The sequence below is a fragment of the Candidatus Thermoplasmatota archaeon genome (assembly GCA_034660695.1).
Lineage (GTDB): Archaea > Thermoplasmatota > E2 > UBA202 > DSCA01 > JAYEJS01.
In genome coordinates, this window is record JAYEJS010000120.1 from 1 (window position 1) to 5,106 (window position 5,106).

The window sequence follows — 5,106 nt, forward strand, 5'->3', positions numbered from 1 at the left end:
TATGGCTTTGCGAATTTTTTGTCCAAATTCATAAAGTGTCATCTCATCCCACTCCAAGAGATAAGACATTGCTCTTTATAAAAAATGTCGAAATTTTTCAGGAAAAATTCCTATTCGTAGAGACTATATGGGATGTTTTAGGATTTCCACAATCCATGGATATTACAGTATTCTCTTGCCTCTATTTTATCTGCCTTGATTTCAAACTCAGCATGAGGCTTATCACCGGGATTCAAGAATTTTCTGTATGAAACACCATCAGCAATCACCTGAATCCATTCTATGTAATGGCCGTCCATCATGGGATGGTTTTCATTTCGTCCAACTTTTACGATAACGCCGTTTTTCGTCTTTTCAATGTAGGGGACATGCTTCTCAACAGAAGAGTCCTCGGTTTTTTCTTCCATGAGTTTCATTGGCTGTCCACAGCATACAAGTTCGCCAACACCTGTGTGCAATACTTCCACAATATTTCCACATATTTCACATTTGTAGATTTCTCTTAATTTTGTCATATCTTATCGCCTCTTTTTTCAATAATTCTCCATCCAGAGTTCATAATAACTCTGTGGATGCCTGCAAGCTGGACACACTTTAGGTGCTTCAGTCCCTTCATAGACATACCCACAGTTGCGGCATTTCCATTTCACAACTTTATTTTTTTTGAATATGAGATTGTTTTTCACGTTATCCAGTAATTTACGATATCTGCGCTCGTGATAGGCTTCCACCTTGGCAATCTCCCTGAAACTGCTGGCTATCCCAAGAAAACCCTCCTTCTCTGCCACGTCGGCAAAATTTGGGTAAATGGTTATCCATTCCATTTTTTCGCCTTCGGCTGCTGCCAATAGGTTTTCCTCAGTGGTTCCGATTATTCCCGCAGGATAAGATGCTTTGATTTCAATATCGCCACCTTCCAGATATTTAAAGAATATCTCAGCGTGCTCTTTTTCGTTATCCGCAGTTTCAGAGAATATGGCGGATATCTGCTCATAACCTTCTTTCTTTGCCTTAGAAGCAAAATACGTGTACCGCATCCTGGCCTGTGACTCCCCGGCAAAAGATGCGAGGAGATTTTTCTCGGTTTCCGTTCCTTTCAAATTTTTCATTTTTGTTACCTCATCTTTTTCACATATTTTCCTAATTCGTATCCTTTTTTTCTTATATTTATCAGCTCTTCTTTATCTGGTATGTAGTTGATATTGGTGCTCTCAACAGGCATATCCCACGACAGGTCTTTTACAACCTTCTCAATTTCACCAACTGCCTGTCCTCCCCAGCCGTATGACCCGAAAACAAATCCTATCCTGTTTTTTGGCTTAAGACCTTTAAGATAGGTTAGAAAACTGCCCATTGTCGGAAGCGTTGTATTGTTGAGCGTTGGAGAGCCCAAAATTATCAGCTTGGATGAGAGAACATCTATAATAATATCTGATATATGGGTGGTCTTTAGACTTCTCATGGTAACAGCAACACCCGCCTCTTCCACCCCTTCCCCGATTGCATATGCCATTTTTTCTGTTGAATCCCACATGGAATCATAAACAATAAGTGCTTTGTCGTCGGCTTCATATCGTGCCCATTTTGTATACTCCTTAAGAATTTGTGGAATTGACGAACGCCATATTATTCCATGACCAGGCGCAATCATATCAATGTCCAGTCCGGAAAGTGTTTCGAGCGCTTTCTCTACCTGAGTCCCATACGGCATAACTATGTTTGCATAGTATTTGGCTGCCTCTTCTTTTAATATGCCCCAGTCGATTTCATCATCAAAGCGTTCTGAACTTGCGATATGCTGACCAAATGCGTCATTGGGGAGGAGAAGTTTATCTGCAGGACTGTATGTAACCATTGAATCCGGCCAATGAACCATCGGTATATGGACAAAATGAAGTGTTCGTTTTCCAATGTTTAGCATATCTCCCGATTTAACGACCTTAAATTCCCAATCTTTTTTGTAATGCCTACGCAATCCTTTTTCTCCGCGAGTTGATGCTATAACCTTTGCATTTGGGCAAACTTCAAGCAGTTTAGGAAGCGAACCAGAATGATCCATTTCGGCATGATTTGAAATGATATATTCTATCTTTGAAGGATTAACAATTTCTCTTATTCTTGAAAGCATTTCATTGAAGAGGTAGTGTTTTACTGTATCCACCAGCGTTATTTTTTCATCCATTATCAAATAGGAGTTGTATGTTGTTCCTCTCCGGGTAAGGTATCCATGAAAGTCTCTAATGTTCCAGTCGATACCGCCAACCCAGTAAATGCCGGGTTTTATCTCAACTTTGTTCATTCCTATCACTCCTTTTCAAAGGCATCTTTGGATGCACCACATATCGGACAGACCCAATCATCAGGTATTTCTTCAAAAGGCGTGCCAGCATCTATACCGCCATCTGGCTCCCCTTTTTCCAGGTCATACACATATCCACATGCTTGGCATGCATATTTATCCATCTCGCTCACCTCCTTTTTTCAAACAGTCTTTACAGATACCCTTGAAGTATCCGTGTACCTCCTCCACCTTGTACCCGCTTTCCAGCAACTTTCCTATGTTTGGACACTTTATATCCACATCAGTAATATTACCACATTTTTTACACAAAAAGTGATAATGCATATTATTTCTGAAGTCATATCTTGACTCGGAACCGGATATGGTAAGTGATTGAATGATGCCGTGTTTTCTGAGTACCTCAACTGAGTTATAAACCGTTGTTTTAGAAAGAGAGGGATTTTTTTCTTTTAACTCAGAGTATATTTCATCAACAGTTGGATGTTTTCTATTTTCATCAAGATACTTTAGTATCTCTAACCGTTGAGGTGTGATTTTTATTGCATTTTCTTTTAGTAGTTTCACATACTTTTTTAACATTTTTCCATGCTTTTATAATAATTACTGATTTGTAATTATTACAACTTAATATGTAATATAAAATGGTCATATAAAACTTTCTATTGGGCAAACATCACCGACTTATTTTACGCTGAGGGAGGGATTTGAACCCTCGCGAGACAAAAGCCTCACCAGCTCTCAAGGCTGGCGCCTTAGTCCTGTCTTGGCTACCTCAGCAAGCAAAAGAAAATAATAAAAGGAAAAAATTTTAAAAATCTTTAGGACTTGAGCATGATTTCAATGTTCACTCCGTCCGGCACCTGAATACGCATGAGCTGACGTAGTGCACGATTCTGTGCATCTAACTCTATGAGTCTTTTGTGTATGCGCATTTCCCACCTATCCCATGTTTCTGTACCTTCTCCATCAGGGCTTTTTCTGCACGGGACCTTAAGATGTTTGGTTGGGAGAGGTATGGGGCCGCTCATTTGAGTGCCCGTACGCTCTGCTATCATTTTGATCTGGCTACAAACATCATCGATTTTTTTTGCATCTGTTCCCGTTAAAGATATCCTTGCTTTCTGCGGCATTGTCTCGATAACTACTTACTTGGTCTCCACATCTATGCATATTCCTGCAGCAACAGTCTGACCCATATCTCTTATAGCGAATCTTCCCATTTCAGGAATATCCTTTGCTTTTTCTATCACCATAGGCCTTGTAGGTCTTATTTTGACTATGGCTGCATCTCCAGTTTTAAGGAAATCTGGATTTTCTTCCTTTACTGCACCTGTCTTCGGATCCAACTTTTTGATAAGTTCCTCAAATTTGCACGCTACTTGGGCCGTATATGCATGAAAAACAGGTGTATAACCTACGGTTATAACCGAAGGATGATTCAATACCATTATCTGGGCGGTAAATGTCCGTGCAACGGTTGGCGGGTTATCTGGATAACCAGCTACATCTCCCCTTCGTATATCTTTCTTGCTTATACCGCGCAAATTTACACCGACATTGTCTCCTGGCTCTGCTTTTGGTATCTCTTCATGGTGCATTTCTATTGATTTCACCTCCCCGGTAACACCGCCAGGCTGTGTCGAGGGCAGGAATATGAGTTTATCTCCGGGTTTCATCGCTCCCGTTTCCACCCTTCCAACAGGGACTGTGCCCACACCCGTAATTGTATAAACATCCTGAACAGGCCACCTTAACGGTTTATTTATTGGTTTCTCCGGTAACCTAAAAGTATCCAATGCCTCAAGTAGTGTGGGGCCTTGCCACCAGCTGAGCTTCTTTTTCTCTATGGCATTATCTCCCACAAAAGCTGATACCGGCAGAAATGTGACGTCTTCACTCTTATATCCGATTGTCTTAATCAACTTCTCAACTTCTTCCTTGACCTCATTGTATCTTTGTTCATTATAAGGGGGGTTTGTAGCGTCCATTTTGTTTATTGTCACAATCATCTGTTTAACTCCGAGCGTTCTCGCAAGCCATGCGTGTTCTTTAGTCTGGGCCATTACACCCTCGGGGGCCGCCACAACCAGTATGGCTGCATCTGCCTGAGAAGTACCGGTGATCATATTTTTGATGAAATCTCTGTGGCCCGGCGCGTCTATTACAGTAAAGTAATACTTGTCAGTATCAAATCTCTTATGGGCGACATCGATCGTAACGCCTCTCTCTCTTTCTTCCTTCACCCCGTCCATTATCCAAGCAAGAGCAAAAGATTCCTTTCCCTTCGCTTTTGCCTCTTCCTTGTACTTTTCCACAACATGGGCTGGAAATTGACCAGTTTCTAACAGCAATCTACCTACAAGTGTAGATTTCCCATGGTCTACATGTCCTATCGTAACCAGATTCATATGAGGTTTATCTGCCATTTTTCTTCCTCCTGGATTTTTGTATATACATTCCGGATATATATACTTTTACCGATGGTAAATATGGGGATGGTTAAAAAATTTTTCCATTAAATCCTGTCAAAATATTTATATCTTTGACACGTTTATGAAAGTTGGTTATGGTCAGTCTGGTGAATCCTGCAATAGCTTATCATCTGCTTAAGGGCTACGTAATAGAAAAGGATAGGATTTGGAGAGACGATATAGAAAAAATAAACAATTTCAAAGATAAACAATTCAGAAAAATCATCAGATATGCTTATGATGTGCCCATTTACAGAAAAAAGTACAGGGAAGCAGGCATCCGTCCGGATGATATAAAGGGCATAGGGGATATCAAAAAACTTCCATTCATAA

At 40.5% G+C, this 5,106-nt stretch carries 8 protein-coding genes and 1 tRNA gene; 1 reads left to right on the forward strand and 8 read right to left on the reverse strand.

Annotated features, from left to right (window positions below; translation table 11 throughout):
• Positions 1-137: 137 nt before the first annotated feature.
• From U9O96_06210 to tuf, 8 genes are all read right to left on the reverse strand, one after another.
• On the reverse strand, positions 138-515 hold the full coding sequence (locus U9O96_06210; protein MEA2054687.1) for a desulfoferrodoxin: 378 nt from the start codon (positions 513-515) through the stop codon (positions 138-140).
• A gap of 18 nt (positions 516-533) precedes the next feature.
• Positions 534-1,109, reverse strand: a complete 576-nt coding sequence (locus tag U9O96_06215; protein MEA2054688.1) for a rubrerythrin family protein — start codon at positions 1,107-1,109, stop codon at positions 534-536.
• Positions 1,110-1,114: 5 nt separating this feature from the next.
• Positions 1,115-2,299 carry an FprA family A-type flavoprotein gene (locus tag U9O96_06220; protein ID MEA2054689.1) on the reverse strand — a complete coding sequence of 395 codons (1,185 nt, stop codon included), beginning with the start codon at positions 2,297-2,299 and terminating at the stop codon, positions 1,115-1,117.
• Positions 2,300-2,304: 5 nt separating this feature from the next.
• On the reverse strand, positions 2,305-2,463 hold the full coding sequence (locus U9O96_06225; GenBank protein ID MEA2054690.1) for a rubredoxin: 159 nt from the start codon (positions 2,461-2,463) through the stop codon (positions 2,305-2,307).
• Positions 2,456-2,881: a Fur family transcriptional regulator gene (locus U9O96_06230; GenBank protein MEA2054691.1), complete on the reverse strand. Its 426-nt coding sequence runs from the start codon at positions 2,879-2,881 to the stop codon at positions 2,456-2,458. The genes U9O96_06225 and U9O96_06230 overlap by 8 nt, the downstream gene beginning before the upstream one ends.
• Before the next feature lie 110 nt (positions 2,882-2,991).
• Positions 2,992-3,079: transfer RNA gene (locus U9O96_06235), tRNA-Ser, on the reverse strand.
• A gap of 41 nt (positions 3,080-3,120) precedes the next feature.
• Positions 3,121-3,432: a 30S ribosomal protein S10 gene (rpsJ, locus tag U9O96_06240; protein MEA2054692.1), complete on the reverse strand. Its 312-nt coding sequence runs from the start codon at positions 3,430-3,432 to the stop codon at positions 3,121-3,123.
• 15 nt (positions 3,433-3,447) lie between these two features.
• The gene (gene tuf, locus U9O96_06245; protein ID MEA2054693.1) at positions 3,448-4,728 is read right to left on the reverse strand and encodes a translation elongation factor EF-1 subunit alpha; all 1,281 of its coding nucleotides are present in this window, start codon (positions 4,726-4,728) and stop codon (positions 3,448-3,450) included.
• A 140-nt stretch (positions 4,729-4,868) separates the two neighbouring features.
• On the opposite strand from tuf, the gene U9O96_06250 reads away from it, so the two are divergent.
• Positions 4,869-5,106 (forward strand): hypothetical protein (locus U9O96_06250; protein MEA2054694.1); only part of this gene is annotated, 238 nt, incomplete at its 3' end.

What these genes read in the sequence shown, in the direction of transcription:
- rpsJ (MEA2054692.1), bottom strand. Translation starts at nt 3,432, where the DNA reads ATGCCGCAGAAAGCAAGGATATCTTTAACGGGAACAGATGCAAAAAAA.
- U9O96_06220 (MEA2054689.1), bottom strand. Translation starts at nt 2,299, where the DNA reads ATGAACAAAGTTGAGATAAAACCCGGCATTTACTGGGTTGGCGGTATC.
- tuf (MEA2054693.1), bottom strand. Translation starts at nt 4,728, where the DNA reads ATGGCAGATAAACCTCATATGAATCTGGTTACGATAGGACATGTAGAC.
- U9O96_06225 (MEA2054690.1), bottom strand. Translation starts at nt 2,463, where the DNA reads ATGGATAAATATGCATGCCAAGCATGTGGATATGTGTATGACCTGGAA.
- U9O96_06215 (MEA2054688.1), bottom strand. Translation starts at nt 1,109, where the DNA reads ATGAAAAATTTGAAAGGAACGGAAACCGAGAAAAATCTCCTCGCATCT.
- U9O96_06230 (MEA2054691.1), bottom strand. Translation starts at nt 2,881, where the DNA reads ATGTTAAAAAAGTATGTGAAACTACTAAAAGAAAATGCAATAAAAATC.
- U9O96_06210 (MEA2054687.1), bottom strand. Translation starts at nt 515, where the DNA reads ATGACAAAATTAAGAGAAATCTACAAATGTGAAATATGTGGAAATATT.